Source organism: Acidaminococcus massiliensis, assembly GCF_900095825.1.
Lineage (GTDB): Bacteria > Bacillota > Negativicutes > Acidaminococcales > Acidaminococcaceae > Acidaminococcus > Acidaminococcus massiliensis.
This window is the reverse complement of sequence record NZ_LT608315.1, coordinates 1,103,253-1,126,942: the sequence shown is the minus strand read 5'-3', so window position 1 is coordinate 1,126,942 and position 23,690 is coordinate 1,103,253. Positions and strand designations below refer to the sequence as shown.

25 protein-coding genes are annotated in these 23,690 nt (G+C 57.0%); all 25 read right to left on the bottom strand.

Annotated elements, in window-relative coordinates; genetic code table 11:
• Window positions 1-146: 146 nt before the first annotated feature.
• Complete coding sequence (locus BQ2657_RS05560) at window positions 147-563, bottom strand: RuvC family protein (RefSeq protein WP_075579732.1); 417 nt, start codon at window positions 561-563, stop codon at window positions 147-149.
• Window positions 553-1,776, bottom strand: coding sequence for a DUF3084 domain-containing protein (locus BQ2657_RS05555; RefSeq protein ID WP_075579731.1), 1,224 nt, complete (start codon window positions 1,774-1,776; stop codon window positions 553-555). Before BQ2657_RS05555 ends, BQ2657_RS05560 begins: the two co-directional genes overlap by 11 nt.
• Before the next feature lie 268 nt (window positions 1,777-2,044).
• Window positions 2,045-2,782: a DNA/RNA non-specific endonuclease gene (locus BQ2657_RS05550; protein ID WP_075579730.1), complete on the bottom strand. Its 738-nt coding sequence runs from the start codon at window positions 2,780-2,782 to the stop codon at window positions 2,045-2,047.
• Window positions 2,779-3,186, bottom strand: coding sequence for a ribonuclease Z (locus BQ2657_RS05545; RefSeq protein WP_075579729.1), 408 nt, complete (start codon window positions 3,184-3,186; stop codon window positions 2,779-2,781). Before BQ2657_RS05545 ends, BQ2657_RS05550 begins: the two co-directional genes overlap by 4 nt.
• A 198-nt stretch (window positions 3,187-3,384) precedes the next feature.
• Window positions 3,385-4,476: an LptF/LptG family permease gene (locus BQ2657_RS05540; protein WP_075579728.1), complete on the bottom strand. Its 1,092-nt coding sequence runs from the start codon at window positions 4,474-4,476 to the stop codon at window positions 3,385-3,387.
• Window positions 4,477-4,484: 8 nt separating this feature from the next.
• On the bottom strand, window positions 4,485-5,204 hold the full coding sequence (lptB, locus tag BQ2657_RS05535) for an LPS export ABC transporter ATP-binding protein (protein ID WP_075579727.1): 720 nt from the start codon (window positions 5,202-5,204) through the stop codon (window positions 4,485-4,487).
• A 12-nt stretch (window positions 5,205-5,216) separates the two neighbouring features.
• Complete coding sequence (locus tag BQ2657_RS05530; RefSeq protein WP_187119179.1) at window positions 5,217-6,068, bottom strand: LptA/OstA family protein; 852 nt, start codon at window positions 6,066-6,068, stop codon at window positions 5,217-5,219.
• Window positions 6,068-6,616, bottom strand: a complete 549-nt coding sequence (gene lptC, locus BQ2657_RS05525) for an LPS export ABC transporter periplasmic protein LptC (protein ID WP_075579726.1) — start codon at window positions 6,614-6,616, stop codon at window positions 6,068-6,070. Before lptC ends, BQ2657_RS05530 begins: the two co-directional genes overlap by 1 nt.
• Window positions 6,617-6,631: 15 nt before the next feature.
• Entirely contained in the window at window positions 6,632-7,501 is an 870-nt protein-coding gene (locus BQ2657_RS05520) for a lysophospholipid acyltransferase family protein (RefSeq protein ID WP_075579725.1), read from the bottom strand.
• Complete coding sequence (locus tag BQ2657_RS05515) at window positions 7,501-8,043, bottom strand: KdsC family phosphatase (protein WP_075579724.1); 543 nt, start codon at window positions 8,041-8,043, stop codon at window positions 7,501-7,503. Before BQ2657_RS05515 ends, BQ2657_RS05520 begins: the two co-directional genes overlap by 1 nt.
• A complete protein-coding gene (locus BQ2657_RS05510) occupies window positions 8,044-9,009 on the bottom strand; it encodes a KpsF/GutQ family sugar-phosphate isomerase (protein WP_075579723.1) in 966 nt (321 codons plus the stop codon). It lies immediately after the preceding gene.
• 3 nt (window positions 9,010-9,012) lie between these two features.
• Window positions 9,013-9,837 carry a 3-deoxy-8-phosphooctulonate synthase gene (gene kdsA / locus BQ2657_RS05505; protein ID WP_075579722.1) on the bottom strand — a complete coding sequence of 275 codons (825 nt, stop codon included), beginning with the start codon at window positions 9,835-9,837 and terminating at the stop codon, window positions 9,013-9,015.
• Between the two features lie 3 nt (window positions 9,838-9,840).
• The gene (kdsB, locus tag BQ2657_RS05500; RefSeq protein WP_075579721.1) at window positions 9,841-10,587 is read right to left on the bottom strand and encodes a 3-deoxy-manno-octulosonate cytidylyltransferase; all 747 of its coding nucleotides are present in this window, start codon (window positions 10,585-10,587) and stop codon (window positions 9,841-9,843) included.
• Entirely contained in the window at window positions 10,584-13,115 is a 2,532-nt protein-coding gene (gene lpxK, locus BQ2657_RS05495; protein WP_075579720.1) for a tetraacyldisaccharide 4'-kinase, read from the bottom strand. The genes kdsB and lpxK overlap by 4 nt, the downstream gene beginning before the upstream one ends.
• 54 nt (window positions 13,116-13,169) lie before the next feature.
• Window positions 13,170-14,954 (bottom strand): lipid A export permease/ATP-binding protein MsbA, encoded by a 1,785-nt coding sequence (gene msbA / locus BQ2657_RS05490; protein ID WP_075579719.1) that lies wholly within the window; start codon window positions 14,952-14,954, stop codon window positions 13,170-13,172.
• Window positions 14,951-16,087: a lipid-A-disaccharide synthase gene (gene lpxB, locus BQ2657_RS05485; RefSeq protein ID WP_075579718.1), complete on the bottom strand. Its 1,137-nt coding sequence runs from the start codon at window positions 16,085-16,087 to the stop codon at window positions 14,951-14,953. The genes msbA and lpxB overlap by 4 nt, the downstream gene beginning before the upstream one ends.
• Before the next feature lie 124 nt (window positions 16,088-16,211).
• Window positions 16,212-17,033, bottom strand: a complete 822-nt coding sequence (locus BQ2657_RS05480; RefSeq protein ID WP_075579717.1) for an LpxI family protein — start codon at window positions 17,031-17,033, stop codon at window positions 16,212-16,214.
• A 4-nt stretch (window positions 17,034-17,037) separates the two neighbouring features.
• Window positions 17,038-17,847: an acyl-ACP--UDP-N-acetylglucosamine O-acyltransferase gene (lpxA, locus tag BQ2657_RS05475; protein ID WP_075579716.1), complete on the bottom strand. Its 810-nt coding sequence runs from the start codon at window positions 17,845-17,847 to the stop codon at window positions 17,038-17,040.
• Window positions 17,848-17,862: 15 nt separating this feature from the next.
• Entirely contained in the window at window positions 17,863-19,197 is a 1,335-nt protein-coding gene (lpxC, locus tag BQ2657_RS13235) for a UDP-3-O-acyl-N-acetylglucosamine deacetylase (protein WP_075579715.1), read from the bottom strand.
• Between the two features lie 3 nt (window positions 19,198-19,200).
• Window positions 19,201-20,100 (bottom strand): lysophospholipid acyltransferase family protein, encoded by a 900-nt coding sequence (locus BQ2657_RS05465; RefSeq protein WP_075579714.1) that lies wholly within the window; start codon window positions 20,098-20,100, stop codon window positions 19,201-19,203.
• Between the two features lie 12 nt (window positions 20,101-20,112).
• Entirely contained in the window at window positions 20,113-20,724 is a 612-nt protein-coding gene (locus BQ2657_RS05460; RefSeq protein ID WP_075579713.1) for a YjbH domain-containing protein, read from the bottom strand.
• Entirely contained in the window at window positions 20,721-21,761 is a 1,041-nt protein-coding gene (gene lpxD, locus BQ2657_RS05455; RefSeq protein ID WP_075581004.1) for a UDP-3-O-(3-hydroxymyristoyl)glucosamine N-acyltransferase, read from the bottom strand. The genes BQ2657_RS05460 and lpxD overlap by 4 nt, the downstream gene beginning before the upstream one ends.
• A gap of 69 nt (window positions 21,762-21,830) precedes the next feature.
• Window positions 21,831-22,235, bottom strand: a complete 405-nt coding sequence (locus tag BQ2657_RS05450) for an OmpH/Skp family outer membrane protein (protein WP_074738419.1) — start codon at window positions 22,233-22,235, stop codon at window positions 21,831-21,833.
• Between the two features lie 14 nt (window positions 22,236-22,249).
• Window positions 22,250-23,182 (bottom strand): outer membrane chaperone Skp, encoded by a 933-nt coding sequence (locus BQ2657_RS05445; protein ID WP_075579712.1) that lies wholly within the window; start codon window positions 23,180-23,182, stop codon window positions 22,250-22,252.
• Window positions 23,183-23,209: 27 nt separating this feature from the next.
• Complete coding sequence (locus tag BQ2657_RS05440) at window positions 23,210-23,689, bottom strand: OmpH/Skp family outer membrane protein (protein WP_075579711.1); 480 nt, start codon at window positions 23,687-23,689, stop codon at window positions 23,210-23,212.
• Window position 23,690 lies beyond the last annotated feature (1 nt).

Here is a 23,690-nt window from a genome sequence, read left to right as displayed (position 1 = left end):
GCAGGACGGTGTGAATTCCTTCACAATGCCAGTGTAGCATGAGGAATAAAAAGAAACAAGGTACAGGGGAGAAAGTTTCCATTTTCACCCGATTGTACCTTGTTTCTTCACATGACCAATGAGTCTGTTATGTGACTTATCAGTCTTTATTTCACAGTTTTATCACGCAGATACCTTCGGACCAAAACCACAGCTGCCAGTCCATCCACCGCGGACGGAGCATCCAAAAGAGCTGCCGGCAGCAGCCGTTTCCAGCCCCGGGGCGGGAAGAGCTGCCAATAAAGCTTTTTGGCCTCCTGGGTACTGCCGTATTCATCCACCTGGTAAAGAGGCAGCCGGGGGAAAGCTTCCTCTAGCTGCCCTTTCATGGCCTGTGAAGTTGTGCCATCCCCCAGGATGCATCCGGCGGGGACATCGTCCCCCAGAAAATCCCGGAGGTGCTCCAAAAAGCAGGCGGTGGGCAGGACGGCCTGGCGGACCAGGGCGCCGTCCCCCGTTACCAGGGCAGCCCCGGTCTTATCCCGTCCTGGGTCCACCCCAAGATAGAAGGTTTCACTGGACATGGGCACTCCCTCCTGTCTGACGGATTTCCAGATCCAGCAGCACCGGCCCTGCCACGGTGATGTCCCGGCGGGCCTTTGCCGTAATGGTCACACGGCCTCCCAGGCTGCGGATCTTTTCACTAGCAGCGGTCAGTTCCGTACTGGTAATGGCCCCCACATCCCCGGTGATGGGATTGGGAATCACGCCGTCGGCCTGGGCAGCCCGGTTCACAGACTTCAGGAAAGCCATGAGGGCCAGATCCGGCTCGCTGGTAAACGGCTGGACCGTAATGGTCTGGGACAGGATCAGGGTCCCTTGGGGGTATACCACCTTATCCCCGGCCATTTCCAGCCGGGAAACCACCACTTCTCCGGAAAGGATGTTTCCGGCAGCACAGACCCGGACGTACATATCCCCCTTGTATTTCTCCAGTTTCTGGGCGGCCTGTTCCACCGCCTCTTGGCTGAGCCAGATCACCGGTGTGGTGGGATCCACCCCGACCCGGCCGGCCACCTGGATATTGGCTTCGTTGAGGAAATCCTGGACCTGTTTCTGGGTGGCTTCTTCGCTCTGTCCCCCTTTCAGGACTCCTGAATAGAGAATTTCACCGCTGCGGAACACCACATTCCCTTCCCGGATGGCCACGATGCCCTCCCGGAGTTTCTTAGCGGTGTCTTCCAAGGATTTCACATCCTGCTGGAGCTGGTCACGGGCTGCTTCTGCCTGGCGGACTTGTGCCTGGGCTTCCTGGAGCCGGGCACTGGCTTCGTTGTACCGGGCCTGGAGCTGCTCCAAGTCAGCCTGGGCCTGCTGCATCTGGGCCTGGGCTTCCTTCATCTGGGCTTCCGCCTGGGCCTGCTGGAGGCGGGCCTGTTCCGCCGCCTGGGTGGCTTCGCTGATTTTCCCGTCCAGTTCTTCGATTTTGGCACTCTGGGCAGAAAGTTCTTCATTGGCCTTATCCCGGGTGGCTGTCAGGGAAGCGATTTCCGCCCGCATCTTCTCCATGCCGAACAAGGCCGTGCGGACCTCTTTGGACGCGATGGTCAGGACGGTGATGGTTAGGGTGGCAACCAGGATACCGCTGACGATGGTCATGACCACGGAGGTGTCGTGAGGGCGCAGGCCAAAAAGCCGGAGCCGTTTCTTGCCGATTTTGCTTCCCAGTTTGTCTCCCAGATAGGCAATCAAACCGCCCATCAGGGCCAGAACCAGGATCAGGGTAATGCCGGTCATGGGATGCGCTCTCCTTTCGTGTGTATATTATCCTGTACATTATAGCATAAAACTGGGGCTCGTGGAGGAGCCCCAGTTTTGGATATCGGACGTCAGACCCGCCCTGACGGGCTTATCAGATAGCAGAAGTCAGGCCGGCCCTTGCGGGCCTTTCAGACGTCAGATTGTCGGCGATAAGCAGATCGGATCTATTGCTATACCGGACAAAGCTGACGTCTGATGTCTCAAGGCCCTTCAGGGCCGTATCTGACTTCTCATAGGGCCGTTCTTATCCTTTGCGGCTCTTCCCCGTCTTATAATCAATGGTAATGCCGGGCTGGTTATTGTAGACGAACACGTTGAACTGGATGCCGGCCCCTTTGTCTTCCACGCTCCAAGCTTCCATCTGGACGCCCCTGGCCACCAGGTCACTGCCCTGGAAAATGGGCGTCACCCGGTACAGTACATGGTGATTGGTTTCTTTGACGTAGTCGGCCACCATGTTTTCAAAGGGCAGCATGCCGGTGACATTCAGATACCGGGTGCCGGTGATCAGATTCTTGGGATTGGCGTTTTCCGCCGTGAGCTGGTAGCCGATGAGATGGCACCGGTTGTACAGGTATTTTCCGTCAATGCCTTCGTATTTCACGGTCTGCCAGCCGGTAGGCTTCACATTGCCGATGGGGCCCCGCTTCTGGGTGGGCATGGTCTCCCGGCCCACATTGGCATAGGCCGGGCCGCAGCGGCCCAGGCTGTCCAGATTGCTGTAGTGCTCAAAGGACTTTTTGGTCTTATCCTTATCGGGGAAAGCGGGCACATTGTTGTTCAGCACCACATAGGGCTTGTTGGTGAAGGCGGGAATGGAAGAAAGGTCAAAGGAAGGCTGATCCTTCCCCACTTTCTGGGTGACTTTGGTGCTGTTTTTGGGAGTCCCCTGATTGGCCGCCGGTTTGGCAGCTCCGCAGGCAGAAAGGAGGAGGGACAGGGAAACCAGGAGAGCGGAGAGAAACGCAGTGAATTTTTTCATTTGATGTACACCTCTTCTGTAATCTTGTCATGGGAGGATCCGGCAAAATCTGCCGCGGAGACCTTCTGCCACCCCTGATCCAGGTCGATGTCGAAGAAAAAGTCTCCGGGATAGGCCCGGTTCCAGCGGTAAAGGATGATTTTCTCGATTTTTTCCAGATAAGGAGCCGCGTTCTGGTCTTCCAAGAGACAGTATTCCCCGGGTCCGGCCTGTTCCAGGAAGTCCTCTGCTACGCGGATATTGGCGGCTGGCGGGTCGAACAAGCTGGCCGTATATTCATCCATCCACAGGGGTGCATCCCCCGTCAGATCGAGGATACGGGCCCGCAGGAGCCGGTCCTGGCTCTGGCGCCGATGATTGAACAAAAGGCCGCCGGAAGCATCGACGGCAGTGATGAGAAGCATGGGAATTCCCTCCTTGGCAGGGTCGCGAGCCACGGGTCGCGGGTCGCGGGCTTTGTTGGTGCAGCCGGAGGTACGGCTGCTTGTCAATATACGGTATTTATTATATCATACCGTGAACAAAAGTTCACGTCTCATTAGCCCGCGACCCGTGACTCAGGGCCCGCAACCGCAAAAAGCTGCCTTCCGGCAGCTTTTTTGCTATACATTATCCTTTTTATAAATCATCCAACACCCGAAGGCCCCGCAGAGGAGGTTGGGAGTGGCAGCGGCCAAAAGGGGCGGGATCACGCCGCCTTGGCCCAGACCGGTCATGAAGGTCATGATGGAATAATAGATGAAGATGATCACCACAGAAAAGCCCAGGCCCATGGAGGCCCCGGTCCGCTGGGACTGGACCCCCAGGGGAACCCCGATCAGGGCGAAGAAGAAACTGGCCAGAGGCACGGTGAACCGGCGGTAGATTTCCATCTCATACTTGCTGGTGGGCATGTACTGCCGCTTCAGGATGTCGATGTACATCTTCAGTTCCCCAATGGTCATCTGGTCCGGATCTTTTTGGTCCAGGGTGATGGCCTTGGGAGTCTCGCTGATGGGCAGCACCTGTTTGTCGAAGGTCATAGTCCGAGCCACCCCGTCTTTGCCGGTCAGGTCGGTGATGGTGCCCCCTTCCATGATCCAGGTCCCCTGGGTCCATTTGGCCTGGGGAGTCCGCTGGATCCGGGCCACTTTCCCGTTGTCCCAATCCTCGATGGTGATGTCCTTCATCATCCCCTGCTTTTCGTCGAAGGTCCGGGCATAGGTGAGACGGACCAACTGGCCCTTGGACACCTGTTTGATCAGCACATGGTCCTGGGTCCGGGGTTTGGTATCCCGTTTGATCTCCACTTTGATGATCCGTTCATATTCACTTTTGGCAGGAGGCACAACCTTTTCCGCCCACACCACGGAGAACAAGCTCACCACGAAGCCGGCAGCCAGGATGGGAGCGGCGATCCGGCGGAAGCTGAGCCCCCCGCTGCGCATAGCGGTGATCTCGCTGTTGCTGGACAGCTGCCCCATGGTGAGAAGGGCCGCCAGCAGCATGGACATAGGGAAGGTGTAGTTGATCACTTCCGGCATGAGGCACAGGAACAGCCGGATCAGGGAAGAATAGGAAGCCCCGTATTGGGTGATGTACTGGGTCACCCGGAACAGGAAGGAACTGGCCACGAAGATGGTGGAAAAGGCAGCCACCCCGAACAGGAAGGGCTGCATCATCTGTTTTAAAATGTATTTATCTAAGATGGACATGGGCAGCCTCACATTCTGAAATTCTTGCCCAGGTAGAATTCCCGGGCCACGGGGTCTTGGGCCACCTGCTGGCTGGTGCCTTCCACCAGGATCTTTCCGCTGCTGAGGATATAGGCCCGTTCCACGATGCTCAGGGTTTCCCGGACGTTGTGGTCAGTGATCAGCACCCCGATGCCCCGTTTGGCCAGATGAGCCACCATCACCTGGATATCCGCAACTGCAATGGGGTCGATGCCCGCAAAAGGTTCATCCAGGAGGATGAATCCGGGATCCGTGGCCAGGGCCCGTGCAATCTCCACCCGCCGCCGCTCGCCCCCGGACAGGGCGCTGCCCTTGCTTTTCCGGATGTGGTCGATGTGGAATTCCTGGATCAGGTCTTCCATCTTCTGCAGCCGTTTGGCCTTGTCCGGTTCGATCTGTTCCAGGATGGCCATGATGTTTTCTTCCACCGTCAGCTTCCGGAAGATGGACGCTTCCTGGGGCAGATAGCCGATGCCCTTCAGGGCCCGTCTGTACATGGGAAGAGCGGTAACATCCTCGTCATCCAAATACACATGGCCGGTATCCGGATGCTCCAGACCCACGATCATGTAGAAAGAAGTGGTCTTCCCGGCGCCGTTGGGTCCCAGGAGCCCCACAATGGTCCCCTGCTCCACTTCCAGGCTGACTTCGTTGACTACCCGCCGCCCGGCATATTCTTTTACCAGTTTTTCCGCACGTATCTTCACTCTTGACTCCCTTTATCCAATTTCGGTCTGGCCGATGGTCATGAGATGGCCGGGCCAACTGTAGAACTTATACAGGAATTCCGGCACATTGGCCATCCCTGCCAGGCTGAACACCGGCTGTGCTCCGGTTTCCGCCTCTTTAGGGGTGCTGTCCTGGGGAACCACAACCATTTTCACATTCCCTTCGCCCATGGCCACTTTTCCTCCGGCACCGGTGATGGTCAGGGTATCTCCGCTGACTGTATCATCGTTCTGGGTGGCGGTGGCATGGCCGATGAGCCGGATGGTCCCGTCCGCTTCTTTCGTATTGTAGATGGCCCGGTCCGCCCGGGCAGTCAGGTTCCGAGGGGGGCTGATCAGCCGCACATTGCCGTCCGCATTGGCGATGCCGGTAGCCATATTGTACTTCATGTTGGCGGAATCCAGGCTGGATCCGTCATCCATGGTGAGCTGAGCCCAGGAACCGATGGTCTCTGCGAATTGGGCATCGGAATCGTAATCCACCTGAGCAGCCCGGAGGGTCTTGTCCTCTTTCCGGAGTACAGCGTTGCCGATGGCAGAGAGGAATTTCCCCTGCTTTTTGATGATCAGTTCGGAACTGGTCAGGTGGGCATCCTTCTGGTCGGCCACCACGGACCCGGTGAGCTTCCCTTCCCCAGTCTTGGTGTTGTAGTCAGCTTCTTCCGCACTGGCGGTGCCGTCGTCATGGCGGATCTTCACATTTCCCACCGCAGCGGCCTGGCCGGTCTTGAAATCATACTCCACCTGGTCCCCGGTAATGGAGGACGCCGCCCAACAGGCAGAGGTAACGGACAGAAGGCCTGCCAGGAGACCCAGCATTGCAATCTTCTTTATTTTCAGCATTAGAATTCTCCCTTCTGTACGTGTGCATCCTGTTCCAGTTTGGCATGATCCAAGGCCACATTGAAGGAGGCCTTTTGGGCCGTGGCAGTGGTATCGCCCTTCTTCAGCCGGACGTTTCCTTCTCCCACCACGGTCTGGTCTTTGTTGATCCAGGTAAATTTGTCGGCCACCGCATCGCCTCCGTCGGAAGTGGTGCCATGGGGATTCTTGGTCAGGACTACGTCCTTGGAATCCATGTGGACTTCCCCTTCATCGGCTGTGACGGTCATGCTCCGGCCGTCCTCCTGGTAGAATGTCCCTTTGATGCCTTTCATATGACTGATCTGGGATTTCTTGTCGTAGAGCATGGACTGGACCGTCAGTTCCCAGACTTTTTTCCCGTTTTTCGTTTCCTGGATGGTGGAACCGTTCACTTCCTGGAGCACGTCCTTGCCGTTGTCCTTCACAGGGCCCGTGGTGGGCTTGCTGCTCAAGAGCCAGGCAATGACGCCTCCCATCAGGAGCACAGCGGCTGCTATCACCAGCAGCGTACGTTTTTCTGCGTGCATGAAGGCATCCTTTCTTTAACCGTTCCAGGGAGTGTTCCAGCGGTGCTGGAACCAGATCCAGTTGTCCGGATATTGGCGGATGATCTTTTCCACTTCCTGGGTCATTTTCAGGGTAATCCGATAATCATCTTTTTCCTGGTTCCCGGTATCTTCATAGTAAATGGGTTCTTTCACGAACACCTGGTGGCCATAGCCGCTGGGTTTGCGCACCATGAAGATGGGGACCACCGGGGCTTTGAACTTCCGGGCGAAATAGGCAGGTCCTTCCGGGGTGGAAGCCATTTTCCCGAAGAAGGGGACGAAGATGCCGTGATAACCTCCGTCCTGATCGGCGATGAGGCCCAGCATCCGGCCCTTTTTCATGGCCCGGGCGCAGCCCAGGATCTCGTTGGTCCCCCGGGCAAAGATTTCCTGTCCCACGCCCCGGCGCAGTTCATTGAGGAAATCGCTGTAGACTGGATTGGGCTGGGGCTTTTCCACCGCACTGAGGGGAAAGCCGTTGAGGGCAAGGGCCGCTCCCAGCCATTCCCAGTTGTCCATATGGCAGGCCAGCATCACCACTCCCCGCTTCTTGGCCAAGGCTTCCCAGAGGATATCCGGCCGGTCGAAACTCACAAGGCCACGGATATTGTCCTTGTCCAAGGCAGGCATGTACAGGATCTCCATGGCTGTCATCCCCAGGTTCAGGAACAGCCGGTGGATGATGGCCCGTGCCTCCCGGGGGGTGACTCCCATCCGTTCCTGGATGGTCTCTTCCGCCCGGATCCGTTGTTTCTTGGCGATATGCCAGTATAGTTTACCACAATTCCGTCCCAGCCGCACTACGAATTTGTAAGGGAGCAGGGACAGGAAATGGCTCATTCCCTTTAAAAATCCATACAGCATTACTGTCTGTCTCCCTGTCCCTGGATTTCATAGCTCCGGACGATCCCGTCCCACAGCCCTTTGGCTTTGAGGATCCGTTCGATCACATCCCGGATAGCCCCATGGCCTCCCCTGCAGGAAGAAACCAGCATGGCCCGTTCCCGGACTTCCGGTGCCGCATCGGCTGGAGCAAAGGTGACTGCCGCCCGGGAAAAAGCCGGCAGGTCGTTGAGATCATCTCCCATAAAGGCCGTTTCTTCCAGGGGGATCCCCAGTTCTCCGGAAGCCTGTTCCAGCACTTTCCCCTTGTAGATCACATTCTCATAGACGGAACTGATGCCCAGTTCCATGGCCCGGTGGAGGACGATCTCACTGTGGCGGCCGGTGATCAGGGCCACCTGGATGCCATGGCGCAGGGCCAGGCTGATGCCCATGCCGTCCCGGGCGTCGAAATGCTTGGACAGTTCGCCTTCCTGTCCGATGATGATGCTACCGTCCGTCATGACCCCATCCACATCCAGGGCCAGGAGGCGTATCTTGGCAAGTTGTTCTTCTGTAATCATTTATACCACTCCCTGGTGTACCAGATCGGTAATATGCAGCAGACCGACCACTTTGTTGTCCGGATCCACGACGGGCAGGACAGTGATGGGCCGGGGTTTATTGGATTCCATGAGATGCAGGGCTTCGGCGGCCAGTTTGTGATCCAGGATGGTCTTGGGATGTTTCGTCATCATTTCCGAAACCGGCCGGTTCAGGCAGTCCAGATCCTTGGCGATGCCCCGGCGGATATCTCCGTCGGTCAGAAGTCCCTGGAGGTGCTGGTCCTGATCCACCACGGATACGGCGCCCACGCCTTTATCAGTGATGATGAACAGGGCGTCCTTCACACTCACATCGGCAGGCACCAGCGGATTCTCATCCCCCTTGTGCATCACATCATCCACGGTAAGGAGAAGTTTCCGGCCCAGGCTGCCCCCGGGATGGAAAATGGCAAATTCCTCCGGCGTGAACTTCCGTGCGCTGAGGAGTTCCATGGCCAAAGCGTCCCCATAGGCCAGGGCAGCCGTGGTACTGCTGGTAGGGGCCAGACCCAGGGGACAGGCTTCCCGCTTGACCCCCACATTCAGGACGATATCCGCATTTTTTGCCAGGGTGGATTCCGGATTCCCCACCATGGCGATGACTTTGGCCCCGATCCGCCGGATGGAAGGCAGGATGTTCAGGACTTCTCCTGTCTCTCCGCTGTTGGAGAGGGCCAGGACCACATCCTGTTCCGTGACCATGCCCAGATCCCCATGGATGCCTTCCGCCGGATGGAGGAAGAAGGCTGGCGTACCGGTGCTGGCCAGGGTGGCAGCGATTTTACGGGCGATGATCCCGGATTTGCCCATACCGGTAACGATGATCCGTCCCTTACAGTGGAGGATCATCTCCAAGGCTGCACCAAAATGGTCGTCCACCCGGGGCAACAGTTCCAAGATGGAATCTGCTTCGATCTGCAGTGCTTCTTTGGCTTTTTCAAACATGGGTCATGCCTCCCTGCGGCCGATGGCGTCGATGGCTTTGGCATCGGCCAGGACCTGTTCCAGATCATCCAAGGCGATCATGTTGGGGCCGTCGGAGAGGGCTTCTGCCGGATTATCGTGGGTCTCGATGAAGAGCCCATCCACACCTACTGCTGCCGCAGCCCGGGCCATATGAGGAGCGAATTTGCTTTGGCCCCCAGAGCTGGTGCCCTGGCCGCCAGGAATCTGGACGCTGTGGGTCACATCCATGATTACCGGGAAGCCCAGATCCCGCATGATGGGCAGGCTGCGCATATCCGTCACCAGGGTATTGTAGCCGAAGCTGACCCCCCGCTCGGTGAGCGTCAGGTTCCGGCAGCCGGACCCGGTGACTTTGTGCACCACATTCTTCATATCCCAAGGGGCTAGGAACTGCCCCTTCTTCACATTGACCACCCGGCCGCTGCGGGCGGCTTCCACCAAGAGGTCCGTCTGCCGGCATAGGAAGGCCGGGATCTGGATGATGTCCAGGACTTCTGCCGCTTTTTCTACCTGCCAGGTCTCGTGGACATCACTGATCACCGGCACTCCCAGGTCTTTCTTGATCTGGGCCAGGATCTGGAGTCCTTCTTCCAGGCCCGGTCCCCGGAAGGAATCCAGGGAAGAACGGTTGGCTTTGTCGTAAGAAGCTTTGAACACATAGGGCAGGCCCAGTTTCTCACAGATGGCTTTGGCCCGTTTCCCGATGGCCAGGCTCCGTTCATAGCCTTCCAGCACACAGGGGCCGGCCATGACGAGCAGAGGATGGCCCTGTCCCACCTGGTAGGGTCCGATCTTGACGATTTCCATGGATTACTCCTTTCCTTCCGCGTCCAGTTTGGCAAAGATTTCATTGGCCCGATCCAGATCGGCCTGGGTATCGATGCCCACTCCCTGGAAATCCGTAGCCAGGACTTTGATCTTCACCCCGTTCTCCAGGGCCCGGAGCTGTTCCAGTCCTTCCACTCGTTCCAAGGGTGTGGGCAGCAGAGCCGCAAATTTCAGCAGGAAATCCCGCCGGTAGGCGTAGATGCCGATGTGTTTCCACACTTTCACTTCCGGTTCTGCATTACGGGGATAGGGGATCAGGCTCCGGGAAAAATAAAGAGCATAGCCGTTCTGGTCCGTGACCACCTTCACCGCATTGGGGTTCTGGTAGTCTTCTGGTTTCATTTCGGTCTTGCAGGTCGCCATTTCCAAATCGGGATTCTCCCCAAAAGCTTGGGCCAGGTCGTCAATGACCTGGGGCGGGATCATAGGTTCATCTCCCTGGACATTGACGATCACATCCACATCCTCGAAGTTCAGGGCCACTTCTGCCAGCCGGTCCGTGCCGCTGGGGTGGTCCGCTGAAGTCATGACAGCCCTGCCGCCGAAGGCATTGACACAGTCCAGGATCCGCTGGTCGTCGGTGGCCACCAGCACTTCATCAGGGATCCGGGCCAGCGCTGCCCGTTCATAGACCCGCTGGATCACGGGTTTGCCATGGATCAGGGCCAGGGGTTTCCCCGGCAGGCGGGTAGAACCGTAACGGGCCGGAATTACACACAATACTTTCATTTTGATGGTTTCTCCTTTTTAATAGCAGCTTTGATGGTATCTACAAAAGCTTTCTCGCCGCTAGTAATCTGAATCTCCATATCCAAAATATACAAAGGCACATCCCGGTGGAGGTAAATGAATTCTGTGGGGATCTTCACTGCATCTTTCCCAGTGGTGACCAGGGCTTTGACCCCTCGGCTGATGGCCCGGTCCATGATGTACTGCATTTCCACCATGCCGTAATCATGATGGTCCGGATACCGGATGGCTTCCACGATGTTCAGTCCTTCAGCGGTCATGGTCTGCTCAAAGGAGGAGGGGTTGCCGATGGCGGAAAACACCATCACATGCTTGCCCCGGAGGGCTTCCAAAGGCAGGGCCTTGGTCATATCGTTCTTGTACCAGTCCGCGATCTCGATATAGTCGCAGGGTTTGTGGATGCTCTCGGCAATGGGTGCCGCCGGAGCGTATTTGTGCAGGGTATCACAGAGAGTAGCCCGGGAAATGGGGGAACTCTGGTCGCATTTGGTCAGGAGGAAAAGCCCTGCCCGGCTCAGGTTGCTGAGAGGCTCCCGGAGGGTGCCCCGGGGCAGGATACAGCCGTTGCCGAACATGTTCAAGGTATCCACCAGCACCACATCCAGGTCCCGGTACAGCTGCCAGTGCTGGTAGCCGTCATCCAGGATGATCACTTCCGCCTGGAATTTATCCACGGCGAACTGGCCGGTGATGGCCCGTTCTTTCCCGATGACCACCGGGATGCCCGGGAGCTGCTTGGCCATGAGGAAGGCTTCGTCCCCCGCTTCATAGGCGGTCATATAGATCTTTTTGCCGTCGGATACCACCCCGATCTTTTCTTCCCAATGGGACCGATAGCCTCGATTCAGGATCACTACCCGATAGCCCATTTTCTGGATCATCAGGGCCACTTTTTGGGCGGTAGGGGTCTTGCCGGTGCCTCCTACGGTGATGTTCCCGATGCTGATCACGCAGCAGTCCAGTTTGGTCCGGGGCATGATCCCCGCATTGTAGCAGAACAGCTTCAGCCGGACCCCTGCTTCATAGAGCACGGACAGCACCCGAAGGAAGGCCAGGACGCACCAGTCCAGGATCCCGTTGTCCTCACCGTGGGAAAGCTGGATCAGGTACTGGGTCACTGCATCTCCGGGACGCATCCGGGGGCTGATTTCATCATTGATGTTCCGGGTATTGATCTTGTAGTGGGTATTCACCATGCTTTCGGTGGCGGTCAGTTCCAGCAGCTCCTTCAGGTAGCCAATGGTCCGCACGGCGGCGCCCCGGTTTTCCCGTATCACCTGGAGGGAAGCATCCCCCATCTTTTTCCGCAGGCCATCGTCCCGGAAGATCTTCAGGAACATGTCCGTCATCTCTTTGCCGTCATGGATCTGGACACAGGCGCCCACCTTGCTCAAAAGGGCAAAGGAATCCTTGAAGTTGGACATGCTGGGCCCTACGATGATGGGTTTGGCATGGGCGGCGGGTTCCAGTACATTGTGGCCCCCATGGTTGATCAGGCTGCCGCCTACGAAGACCGCATCCCCCACGGCATAGATCCGGCCCAGTTCCCCGATGGTATCGATGAGGACCACCTGGTACCGGGGACGGGGGCTGCTGGTATCTTTCAGGACGGAACGGAGCCCCAGGGAGAGGCCGTATTTTTCCGCCAGCCGGCTGATTTCATGGACACGGCCCGGTTTCCGAGGAGCGATGATCAGACGGGCCTTAGGGAATTCTTTCCGGATCTCCAGGAAACTCTGGAACAGGGTCTCTTCTTCCGTAGGATGGGTGCTGCCGGCCACGATCACCGGATAATCCGACCCCAGCCCCAGTTCTTCCTTATACTGCTGGAGATCTTCCGGAGTCACCTCCGCATAGGTCTGGTCGAATTTGGTGTTGCCGGTGACAAAGATCCGGCGTTTTTCCGCCCCCAGATGCTGGATGTATTCCGCATCGATAGAAGACTGCATGCAGAACCGGGTCACGCTGCCCATCATATCGGTAAGGATGCCGAACAGGTACCGGTAGCTTTTTACGGATTTGTCGGAAATCCGTCCGTTGACCATCATCACCGGGATCCGGCGCAGCTTGATGGCCCGGAGGAAATTGGGCCACAGTTCCGTTTCCACCGGCATGAAGATCCGGGGCATGATCCGCTTCACAAAGGATTCGGAAACAAAGGGCAGATCTAAGGGAAAATAAATGATGGCATCGGCTTCCGGGATGATCTGGTGGGCCATGTTGTAGCCGCCTGTGGTCACTGCCGAAACCAGGATCTTGGCATCGGGCATGGCCTTGCGGATCTCTTTCACCAAGGGACTGGTGGCCACGATCTCCCCTACGGAAGCACCGTGGATCCAGATGCAGTTTTTATGGGCAACGGCGGCAATTTCTTCATCTCGGAGGAATCCCATGCTCTGGCGGAACCGGCGGGGAAATCCCTTTTCCCGGAAATACCGCCAGGTGAAATAGGGCAGGATCACTAGGATGAACAAAACTGTGGCCAGGAAGTTATAGATGTAGTACATGCTTTGACCTCGTTTTCATTGGGCTTGGCTTGCTTGCTGGAAGGAAGGGAACCATCAGTTGGCCGCCATCCCTTCCGATTTCCGCGCTGCCAGTTCCCGGGCTTCCGCCTGTTCGGCTTTTTCCCGGTACTGGATATCGTGGAGGTGGGCGTAGAGCCCGTGGAGGGCCATCAGTTCCTCATGGGTGCCGGCTTCCACGATTTCCCCGTGGTCCAGCACCAAGATCTTGCTGGCATTCTGGATGGTAGAGAGCCGGTGGGCGATGACAAAGGTGGTCCGCCCCACCATGAGCCGGTCCAGGGCTTCCTGGACGATCCGTTCGCTTTCCGTATCCAGGGCGGAAGTGGCTTCGTCCAGGATCAAGATCCGGGGATCCTTCAGGAGAGCCCGGGCTATGGCGATGCGCTGGCGCTGGCCGCCGGACACGTTGATGCCCCGATCCCCCAGATAGGTATCATATCCCTGGGGCAGGTTCCGGATGAATTCATCTGCATTGGCAGCTTTGGCCGCTGCCATCACTTCCTCCCGAGTGGCATCCAGCCGTCCGTAGAGGATGTTGTTGTACACCGTATCATTGAACAGATTGGTTTCCTGAGGCACGATCCCCACCTGTTCCCGGAGGGAAGCCACGGTCACATCTCGGATATCGTGGTCATCGATCAGGATGGCTCCTTCTGTCACATCATAGAACCGGGGCAGCAGGTTGGCGATGGTGGATTTGCCTGCACCGCTGGGGCCCACCAGGGCAATGGCCTGGCCGGGCTGGGCGGAGAACGTCAGATGCTTCAGGATGGGTTCATCCGGATTGTAGGAGAAGGATACGTCCCGGAATTCCACTTTCCCTTTCACCGGAGGCAGGACGATGGCATCGGCCTTTTCCGGGATCTTTTCATCCAGATCCAGGATGCTGAACACCCGGTCCGCAGCGGCCAGTGCCCTCTGGATATTCCCCAGCACCCGGGCAATCCGCTTGATGGGGTTGGAGATATTCACCGCGTAGACCAAAAAAGCAATCAGAGACCCGGCGGTGATATCGCCGCTGAGGACACCCCGGCCCCCGAACCAGATGATGGCGGTGACCCCCAAGGCCGCGATGAATTCGATCACTGGAGAGAGGGTGCCCATGAGCCGGACGCTTTTCATGTTGGCATCGAAGTTTTTCCGGTTGGTCCGTTCGAACCGAGCGATCTCATAAGGTTCCCGGACGAAGGACTTCACCACACGGCTGGAGGAAAGGGTTTCCTGGAGCACGGAGGTGATATCTGCCGTAGCCTGCTGGATCCGATGGCCGGTCTTGCGGATCTTCTTGCCGAAGAAATCCATGAAGAACAGTACCACAGGGAAGGTGCAGAAGGCGAACAGGGTCAGCTTCCAATCCAGGTAGACCATGGCGCAGATGGAGCCGATAAGGACGGAAGTCTCCGTGATGATTTCCACCGAGTTGTCCACCATGGCGCTCTGCATGGCCTGGACGTCATTGGTCACATAACTCATGATGGTGCCCAATTTATTGGTATCATAGAACCGGGTATCCAGTTCCATCATTTTTTTGAACACCAGGCCCCGGATATCGATGACCACGCTTTCGCCTACATAGTTCATCAGATAGTTCTGTCCGTAGTAGGTAATGCCTCGAGCAAAGAAGATCACTACGATGCCCAGGGCGATCAGGTTCAGCAGCTGGGCGTCATTGTTGATGAATACCTTGTCGATCACGTCCCGGACGATCCAGGGGACATACAGGTTGGCAGCCGAGGTGAGCACGGTGCAGATCCCTGCCAGGGCCAACCGGGGCAGATAGGGTTTGATGAAGCGCAAGATTCGCAGATACAGGTTCATGGATTCTCCTTTGCTGTTTCAAGGATCAGTTCTGCCGTCCGGTCTACGGCACCGGGCTGTCCCAATTTAGCCACAGCCTGCCGCATTTCTTCACGGACGGCGGAGGCAGCTTCCGGTTCCAGGAAATGGAGGATGGAAGCGGCCATATGATCCGGGGTCATTTTTTCCTGGATCAGTTCCGGGAGGATTTCCCTGCCTGCCAGGATATTGGGCAGGCCGATGTATTTCACATAGACCATGCGTTTGGCAATCCACATGCTGAGAGGACTGGCCGCATAGCAGATGACACTGGGCAGGCCGCAGAGAGCCGCTTCCAAGGTCACAGTACCGCTGGTGGCCAAGGCTGCGTCGGAGGCAGCCATCACGTCATAACCGCGGCCTTCCACCACTTTCACCGGTACGGCTGAGGAGGCCAGGATGGACCGGAGAAGTTCCCGTTCGATGGAAGGGGCCTTTTGGAGGACAAAATCCACTTCCGGCCGTTTTTCCTGGATCTTCGGCAGCGCCTGGAGCATCACCGGCAGGACGCCGGTGATTTCTTTCACCCGGCTCCCAGGGAGCAGGAGCACCACCGGATGCCCGGGCCGTTTGCCGATGAAAGCCTCCCCTTCCTGGGGACTCAGGGTGGGCTGGACGATATCCACCAGGGGGTTCCCTACAAATTCTACGTTCGCCCCTGCTTCTTGATAGACTTGGGCAGCAAAGGGATAGATGCAGGCCACTTTCGTGGCCAGCCGGGCCACATCTTTGGCTCTTCCCCGCCGCCAAGCCCAGGCCGAAGGGGGGATGTAGGAAAAAACTGGGATCCCCAGGGCCTTGGCTTCTTTGGCCACCCGCATGTTGAAATCCGGATAGTCCACCGTAACGAACACATCGGGTTTCCGTTCCTCCATGAGCCGGCGGAAGGCTTTTTTCAAGCCGAATAGCCGGGGCAGTGACTGAAGGACTTCTACGAACCCCATGACGCTGTAATCTTTATAGTTGAACACCACTTCGCCGCCGGCTGCCGCCAGGGCATCCCCGCCCATGCCAAAGACCTGGACCGTGGGGTCCCGCTGCAGGATGGCGCGGGTCAGGGCAGCGGCATGGAGATCGCCGGAAGCCTCTCCCGCAGAAATAAAAACTTTTGTCACCCTGGTGTCTCCTCTCTCATCTGAACATAAGTGTACAGTTTATTATATCACATAACAAAAAAGGGGGTGTGAAAAAATTCACACCCCCTACGCTGTCAACGGTCAACAGCCTCTATGGACTTATTCACGCTTCCGGATCCTTCATGGCCACGACCACCAGCTTGTGGCGGTCGGCCAGGTCCAGGGCCTTCTCCCGTTCCACCAGGAGGGTCCGTCCAGCTTCCATGACGATGCCGGCACAGCCGGATTCAATCATAGATTCCATGGTCCTGACCCCCACGCCGGGCATATCGAACCGGTTGTCCTGGGCGGGCTTGGCGGTCTTGGCCACAATGGCTCCCTTCCCCAGCTTCCCGCCCCGGAGGATGCAGGCGTCGGTGCCTTCGATGGCTTCCACGGCCATGATGGCCTTGTTCTTCACCACCACGGTCTGGCCGATGTCCAGGCCCCCGATCTTTTTGGCCATGGCAAAGCCATATTTCATGTCTTCCCATTCTTCCGGTGTGGGCTGCCGCTTGCTCAGCACCCCTTCCTGGGGCATCAGATCCGTCAGGAACAGGGTCTGGTCCATCACATGGATCCCCATATCTTCCAGCTTGGCCACCAGGGCGTTCATGATGGTATCATCATGGCGGTCCGGCAGAGACATGAGGATCTTGATGGCCTGCCAGTCCGGGACCAGGATGCCTCCGGAATAGAGGATCTCCTTGGTCACCTTTCCGATCATGGTGACTTCATCCACCCCTTCCTGCTTCAGGGTCTTGAAGATCTTCCCCACTTTCCCGATGTTGATGGCCTGGAATACATCTGCTTCCTTCGCCAGATTTTCATGGGTGCCGGGGACCAGGGCAATGGCCACCGTCCGGTAGCCGGCTTTTTTGGCTCCCCGGATCACATCCACTGGCAGATGGCCCACTCCGGCAAGCACCCCCAAGGTCTTCCCCATAGGCTTACTCCCGGATGCCATGGGCGGAAGCCCGGCAGATGCCTCTTTCCACCGTGCGCAGGAAGCGCATGAAATGTTCCACTTCTTCGTAGCTGTCCAGTTCCTGTTCCATGGTCGCGATGGCATCCGACAGGGACAGCCCTCTCTTGTACAGGATCTTGTAGGCTTTCTTCAGTTCTCGGCGGACTTCCATGGGGATCCCTGCCCGGGAGATGCCTACGCTGTTGAGCCCTGCCACATAAGCCGGGTTGCCGGCCACAATGACAAAGGGCGGCACATCTTGGGAAATCCGGCTCATGCCGCCGCACATGCAGTTCCGTCCAATCTTGGTGAACTGATGCACTGCCGTAAGTCCGCCGATGACGGCCCGATCTTCCACGATCACATGGCCGGCCAGGGTGGCCACATTGCTCATGATCACGTTGTTGCCCACGATGCAGTTATGGGCCACGTGGGTATAGGCCATCATCAGCACATTGTTGCCGATCCGAGTCTCATTGCCTTCTCCCACCGCACGATGGACGGTAGCGCATTCCCGGATGGTCACATGGTCTCCGATGATGGTCGCCGTATCTTCGCCTTTGTATTTCAGGTCCTGAGGGACTTCGCCGATGCTGGCTCCCTGGAAGAATTCGCAGTTCTTCCCGATGGTGGTCCGCCCGGTGATCACGACGTGAGGATGGATCACGGTACCTTCACCGATCTTGACATGTTCACCGATGACAGAGTACGGGCCAATTTTCACGTTGGGGCCGATTTCCGCACCCGGTGCAATGATGGCTGTCTCATGTATCATACTAGAATCTGCTGTCATTGTTCCACTCCACCTTTATTGTTTATTTTCGGCCAGTGCAAAGAAGAAATCTCCTTCACAGGCCGGTTCTCCGTCCACTGTGCCTTCACAGTGGGCCACACCCATATTGCCTTTGATTTTTGTAATGATCGCCGTAGTCACCAGCTGGTCTCCCGGTTTGATGGGACGGCGGAAGCGCACTTTGTCGATTTTCCCGAAGACGGCGATCTTACCCCGGTTCTCTTCCGGATACAACAGGGTGACACCGCCCACTTGGGCCATGGCTTCGATCAGCAGCACTCCCGGCATGATGGGGTTGCCGGGGAAATGCCCGATGAACTGAGGTTCATTGATGGTAATGTTCTTGATGCCCACAGCCCGTTTCATGGGTTCCAGTTCAATGATCCGGTCCACCAGCAGCATGGGATACCGGTGGGGCAGAATTTTTTGGATTTCCTGAATGTCTAAAGTAATCATAGCCTTACTCCTTATCTCGCTTTTATGTTGTACGGAAGCCTGATGTCTGGGATGGTATTCATGGAGCTTCCGGTATTCATCGATCTGGCGGGACACGTTATCGTTGAAGGCATGGCCGCTCTTCATACAGATGATGTGTGCATGGATGGGACCCAGCAGGTACATATCCCCGATCACGTCCAGGATCTTGTGACGGATCAGCTCATCGGGGAACCGGAGTTTGGACAGGACCTTATCCTTGCCGAAGACCACCACATTGTCCAGGTTGCCTCCCAGACCCAGTCCCATTTTCCGCAGCTGGGCGATTTCCTCTTCAAAAGCCACCGTCCGGGCGGCTGCCACTTCCTTCAGGAAGCAGTCTCCTTTGTCCTCTACATCCAGCACCTGGGTCCCCAAGAGGGGATGGGGATTGATGGAGGTAAAGGTGATCCGGAATCCCTCATAGGGCAGGACCACGATGGAACGGTCTCCGTCATAATGGGAAAAGGCCCGGTCCACATGGTAGACCTGCCGTTCTCCGTCCTGTTCCTGGATCCCGGCTTTCTGGATCTCATCGATGAAAGCTTGGGCCGAGCCATCGCCTACGGGCGGCTCAGCAGCAGACATTTCCACATAGCAGTTGTCGATCTTCAGGATGGCCAGGGCGGCCATCAGATGTTCGATGGTAGTGACGCTGGCCCCGTTTTCCGTCAGGGTAGTGGCCCGGGTGGTGGCCGTAATGTTGGACGCCACTGCATGGACCTGGGGATGGCCTTCCAAATCTGTACGCACAAAGACAATGCCCGTATCCACCGGTGCCGGACGCAAGGTCATTTCCACCAGTTTTCCGGAATGGAGGCCGATGCCGTCACAGGAAGCAGCCTGTTTCAGGGTGTGTTGTTTTTCGATTGTCATGGATCACACGCCTTTCTTATACTTTTCGTACCGTTTGCGGCCATCTTTCCAGCGATCATGGACCCAGAACCACATGGCGGGGTCAAGCCGGATTTCCCGTTCTGCGATGGCCCCTAGTGCTTCCATTATAACACGTACATCCTCGGAACGGTTAGCCGTTTTCTCCGTATGGAGAGCCGGATAGATCCGGGCGGTCAGCGTCCCGTCCGGATTGTTGTGCATGAAAAGAGGCACGATGGGAGACCCGAACATCCGGGACAGATGGGCTGCTCCCTGAGGGACCCGGGAAGGCTTCCCGAAAAACAGCAGATGTTCTCCGGTGTGGGCGGAATCCTGGTCGTAAAGGATCCCCACCAGATGCTTTTTCTTCAGGTACCGGCCAATGGCCAGCATGCTGTTTTCTCCGTGGTTGTAGGTCACATGCTGTCCCACCATCCGCCGGTAGTCATTGATGAACCGGTCCATGGCCCCATTGTTCTGTTTCCGGGTAATGGAAAGGATGGGATAGCCCAAAAGGGCCATGGAGGCCCCCAGCATCTCCCAGTTTCCGTAATGGGCCGTGCACATGATCACGCCCTTGTCTTCGGCGTAGGCCTTTTCCAGGTTTTCCAGTCCTTCGAAACGGACCAGCCGGCGGAAATTGTCTCGGGTGATCAGGGGATATTTCAGCACTTCGATGAGCATCCGGCCGAACCGGTAGACACTTTCCCTGGCGATTTCCTCTGCCCGGGCCTCATCCACCCCCAGGCAGTCCTTGATATTTTCTTTGGCCATATACCGGCGCCAGGCAGGGACCACCCGCCAGCCCAAATGCCCCAGCACCCAGGCCAAGGCATGGTTCAGGCAGTCCGGCTGATGGCAGACCAGCCAGCTGACGAACTGCATGAGCTTGTACGCAGCCATTTTGTTTCCTCCTTAAAAAGTCAGATCCATGCCCCCGTACAGGTGATGGTCTCTCACACCCACCTGGGCCTGGATGAATTTCCCCACCGGGATGCCGGCGCCGTAGTTGAAATGGCTGCCGTCATATTCTCCCATCAGGTTCATGGAAAGCCCCAGGAGTTTCGTTTCTTTTTCCACGGCATAGAAACCGTGTTTGTACTGGTCTCCGGTACCCACCCCGGCATGGAGCTTCCAGCCGGCAGCCAGTGCCTTACTCACGGCCACATAGCCCCGGCGGTCATTCCGGTCGCCGATATCTTCCACACCGATGGCGATGGCCGGGGTCACAGGGGTTTCCCGGAGGACCTGCAGCTTGGCGCTGACGGTGCCATAGGAACCGTCATGTTTGGTATCCACATGGCTGCCGGCGATTTCGATGCCCAGGGGCAGCGCGATATTGCCCCGCACATTCCGGCCTTCTTTGGTCCAATCCAATCCGGCGGACACATGGCCGGGCATCCGCACATAGCCGGAAGGGGCGTTGATGATGCCGCTGGTGCCGCTGGGAGTGTTCTTGGCTTCTGCAGCCGTAAAAGGCAGGGCCGCCAGGGCACACAGCAGGACGGCGGTCAGTTGTTTCTTCATGGTTGTTCCTTCTTTCCTTTTTCCAGTTCTTCTACGGTCTTTTCCAGCTGGCGGAGCCGTTTCAGCATTCCTCCCAGCTTCCGTTCGTTGGCCGTCTGCCGCAGCCAATCCACATGGGGCTGTGCCGGGAAACCAGCCCAGACCACATTGTCGGGCACATCGCTGATGATGCCGGTACGGCCGGCAAAAGTGCAGTTGCTGCCGATTTTCAGATGGCCGGCAGTAGCAGCCTGGCCGCCGAAGGTACAGTTGTTCCCGATGGTGACACTGCCGGAAATCCCCACATGGGCCACCAGGATGCAGTTCTCTCCGATGATGTCATTGTGTCCTACATGGACCAGGTTGTCGATCTTGGTGCCTTTGCCGATCACCGTGCTGTCCACGGTAGCCCGGTCGATGCAGCTGTTGCAGCCGATTTCCACATCATCGCCCAGGACCACGTTCCCGGTTTGGAGCACTTTGGTGTGTTTGCCGTTGGCGGTGATGTAGCCGAAACCGTCCCCGCCGATGACACAGCCGGCCTGGAGGATCACCCGGTCGCCCAGGATGCAGTCTTCCCGTACCGTCACATTGGAATAAAGGGTGCAGTCACAGCCGATCTTCACATGGCGTCCCACATACACATGGGGGTAGATCACCGTGTTGTCGCCGATTTCCGCATCTTCCGCCACATAGGCAAAAGGCAGGATGGCCACATTTTTCCCTACTTTGGCAGAAGGATGGATGAAGGCATACTGGCTGATGCCCTTCTTTACCGCCTCCGGCGGACGGAAGAGCTGAAGCAGGACAGCAAAAGCCGCCCGGGGATTCTCCACGGCCAGTACCGCCTGATTCCCTTTCAGAGCCGCGCCCCGGGGAATCATGATGGCTCCTGCATGGGACTGTCCGGCAAATTCCAGATAGGGAGGCCCCGCAAAGGAAATCTGGTCTGCCTGGGCTTCTTCCAATCCATTGACACCTTTAAGGATCATCTGGGGATCTCCTTGAAGGATCTCTCCCTCTAACAATGTTGCCAGTTCCTGTAATGTTTTTTCCATTTCCAGCATCCTTTCCATTTCATGATGGTACGGGAAAAAGGGCGAACCCCGGTCCGCCCTTATCGAATCTTATTTCATTGCTTTGATGATATCGTCGGTAACATCGACGCCACCCTGGGGGACCGCTTCTTTGACCAGAATGGCACTCAGGTTCTTCTCTTTGGCTACAGAAGCTGCCGCAGCATCGAAGCTGCCCTTGACCTTAGCCTGTGCTTCTGCCTGGAGGCTGTGCATTTTCTGGCTCTTTTCCGTAAGGATCTTCTGGGCCTCTTCCTGGCTCTTGCCTGCGGTTTCCTGGTTCAGTTCTTCTTCCATAGCCTTGCCTTTGGTCTGGAGGTCCTTGGTGGCATCCTTGAACACTTGACTTTCTGTCTGGACCTTATTCATGTCCACCACACCGAACTGGGCATTCCGCCCGCAGCCAAAGGACAGCATCGCTGCTGCTACAACACAGAGAATCATTGCTTTTTTCATGTTTTCCATCCCTCTTAATATACAATTTGCTGGACGACCGTATCCACTTCATCCGTAATATCGTCGGCACTGATGTTGGCTCTTGGATTCCGGAACACCAGCGTGTATTTCCGGCTCAGATTGACTTTTTTGATGGCGCTGAGGATATCGCTGTCGATTTCCTCCCGCAGCTGCTTTTCTTTGTCTTCCTGTTTCTGGATCTGCTGGTCCATGGACTGGATCAGCTTGTCCAGTTCCGCCTGGCCTTCTTGGTTCCGAGGACCTTTCCCCGACAGAGTAAGTCCCGTTTCCTCTTGGACCACCTGACCGGCCAGTTCTTTAGAAAAAGCCTGGAGCCGTGCTTGAGAAGCCGCTAGATCGGCAGACAGCTGCTGCTGGAGCCACTGTTCTTTCTCTGCTTCCACTTCCGCCCGATCTTTCTGGCGTTTGTCCAGCAGTTCCTGCTGTTCCTGGAGCAGGGCTTTCTGGGCGGCATCTGTCATTTTCACGCTGCCCAGCTTCAGCCGCAGGTTGAACAGAGGGATCCGGTATTTTTCTTCCACCGCATCCCGGTCTGCCTTCACCCGTTCTTCCGCTTCTCCTTCAAGGGCTTCCCGCTTCTTCCGGAGCCGGTCCTGTTCTTGGGCCCGTTTCTCCGCTACCTTGGCGGACCACTGGGCCGATTGGAACTGTCCCTTGCCAGCTTCCCGGACCTGTTTCATCTTTTTCAGGAGATCCAGCTGCTGCTGGCCGTTTTCCCTTTGCCGGTCCCGCAGCCAGCGGGCGGTTTCCAGCTGTTCCTTCTGGCGCTTCCATTCCTTATACTTGGGATGCTGCTCCACCAGCCTGTCCCAATCCACTACCGCAAACCGGGGTCTTTTCTGCTGAAAGGGAAGCTTCCCCCGGGAAAATCCGCAGCCCGTCAGGAGAAGGAGACCTGTCAGCAGAAGACTGAGCCATCTGCCCATGAGCCATCCCTCCTGTCTCCTGCCGGATCATTTCTTGGCTTTTTTCAGCTGTGCGGTCACATCCGCGGTCACATCCAGGCCGCCGTAGACCACAGCACCCTGGTTGACCACCACCGTCAGACCCTTGGTCTTGCCCACGGCCACGATGGCATCATCCACTTCTTTCTTCACGGGCTCAATCAGTTCCTTCTGCTTGTCTTCCAGTTTCTTCTGGTATTCCGCAGCCAGTTTCTGCTTATCCGCGTCGCTCATATCCTTACTTTTCTCTTCGAATTCCTTGCGGCTGTCTTCGGCTGCCTGCTGGAGCTGGGTCTGGGCATCTGCCAGACCGGGTGCGGCAGCCATTACCTGGTTGTAGTTCACCTTGCCGATGGCGGAATTCATGGTGGCGTCTCCGGTTCCCAGGTTCTTGCCCTGGACGGCCAGGACGAATACGCCGACTACCATAATGGCCGCAATGGCCAGAGAAATGACCTTGACATTTTTCTTGTTGGCCAATTCCATCATT